We start from the raw sequence: 2094 nt of genomic DNA, 5'->3' as shown, positions 1-2094 counted from the left end.
CCCCGGCCCCGATCAACGCCGCCTCCCAGCGGACCATCCGCCGCAACTGGCGCGGGGTCGCGCCCAGCCGGCGCAGCCCGTCCAGCTCGCCGCGCCGTCCCGTGGTGGTCGCCACCAGCCGGTTCGCCACCGCCACCAGGACGTAGGCCAGCAACACGGCCAGCACGGCCAGGTTCACCAGGATCTGCGCGGAGGCCGCCCCCGCCTGCGGGCCCTCGGGGTCGGCCGAGAGCACGACCCCGGGCCACCGGGCCAACACGGGCGCGAGGTCCGCCGGTGGTGCGCTGAGGCCGGTCGACGTCGCCTTGGCCGACGGCCGGCTGAGGTCGGCCCTCGACGTCGCCTCGGCCGGCGGCGGGCTGAGGTCGGCCCTCGATGTCGCGTCGGCCGGTGGCGAGGTGCGGCCGGGCGGTGGGGTCGCGCGGGCCAGGATGGCGGTGTCCAGGCCGGTCGTGGTGTGCGCGGCGGCCAGGTCGCGTGAGACCACGATCGGGCCGAAACCGAGCCCGCGCCGGTAGGTGGCCACCACCCGGGCCTTGACCGGCGTGCCGTCGCCCATGGTCACGTCGAGGTGGTCGCCGACCCGGCCCACCCGTTCGTCGATCGCGATCGCCGGGCCGCGCAGCCCGTCCAGGCCGCCGGCGACGACGTCCAGGTCGATCAGGCCGGCCGCGTCCGGTCCCAGGGCCATGGCGGGCCTGGACATCAGGCCGGGATCGTCGCCGAACAGCAGCGGACGCGTCACCACCGTGGTCGTCGTCACCGCCGCGGCCGGCGTGCGCGCACGCACCTCGGCGAGCAGCCCGCGCGGGATGCCGCCCAGACCGGGAGCCGTGATCGTGACCAGCCCGCGCATGGCCAGCGTGGCCTCGCCCGAGCGGGCCGCGGCGATCGTGGTCTGGGTGAGCGCCACGCTGAGCCCGAGCGTGACGGCCATGCCGAGCGCCGCCACCGCGCCCGCGGTCCTGAGCGCCTGCGCGTGGCTGTTGTGAATCGCCAGCCACAACGCGCTCGGCGCCCTGACCGCGAGGCGGGAGCCGGCCAGCGCGCCCGTGGTGACCTGCACCAGGCGGGGACCGGCCAGCGCCAGCCCGACCACCGCCAGCAGCGCGGCCGTGGCCGGGCCGATCGCGGCCGCCTCGGTCCGTACGACCAGCGGCGCCGCCGCCAGCACCAGCGCGAACAGCATGATCAACAGGCCCGCGCGAGTACGGACCGGCGACGGCCCCGACGTCTCCGCCACCGCCGCGACCACCGGCAGACGGGAGACCCGCATCGAGGCCGACCACGCGGCGATCCGCACCACGCCGAGCAGCAGCAGCGCCGCGGCCACCGCCGGCAGCGGCCCGTGGACCAGCGGCTGGTCGGCACGCAGCGCCCCGATGCTCACCAGCAGGTCACCCAGGCGGCCGGCCAGCAGGTAGCCCAGCGCCGCCCCGGGCGCCAGCGCCGCCAGCGCGGCCAGCGTGCCCTGGACCGCGACCAGCCGGCGCACCTGGCGGGGCGTCGCTCCGGCCGCGCGCAGCAGCGCGAGGTCGCGCCGCTGCCGGTTGACCGTCAGCGACAGCCCGCCGCCCACCACGAAGCCGACGATCATCAGGCTGATGCCGCCGATGGTGGCGGGCAGCATCAGCAACAGGCCCCGGCCCGCGGCGGCGCCGGGGGACTCGGCGTCCGCGATGGACGAACCGATCGCCACCTCGTAGGAGCCGGTCGCGGTACCGGGCGTGCCGGTGCCGAACGTGCCGCTGCCGGGCGTGCCGGGCGTGCCGGTGCCGGGCGTGCCGGGCGTGCTGGTGAACGGCGTGCCGGTGAGCTGCTGGGCGGGCTGCGGCCCGGGCTGCTGGTCGGGTCGCTGGCCGGGCTGTGGGCCGGATTGCTGGCCGGGCTGCGGGTCGGATTGCCGGCCAGGCTGTGGGCCGGGTTGCTGGGCGGGTTGCCGGCCGAGGTGGTGGTTGAGGCGGGTGGCGAGGTCGGCGGGGGTCACGCCGGGTGCGGCGCGGACCGCGACGAGGTCCACGGTGCCGGCGCGCGGCCCGCTCGTACGTCCGGCCAGTTCGGCGGCCAGGGCGTCGGTGACGTACAGGCCGGGCG

General features: G+C 77.7%; 1 protein-coding gene. It reads right to left on the bottom strand.

The window, feature by feature from the left end:
* The coding region (locus HII36_RS54830) for an FtsX-like permease family protein (protein WP_173531325.1) at positions 1-2094 on the bottom strand (2094 nt) is incomplete at both ends.

The sequence above is a fragment of the Nonomuraea antri genome, from assembly GCF_013283785.1.
In the GTDB taxonomy this organism is placed as follows: domain Bacteria; phylum Actinomycetota; class Actinomycetes; order Streptosporangiales; family Streptosporangiaceae; genus Nonomuraea; species Nonomuraea antri.
This window is presented reverse-complemented; position numbering and strand designations above follow the sequence as displayed.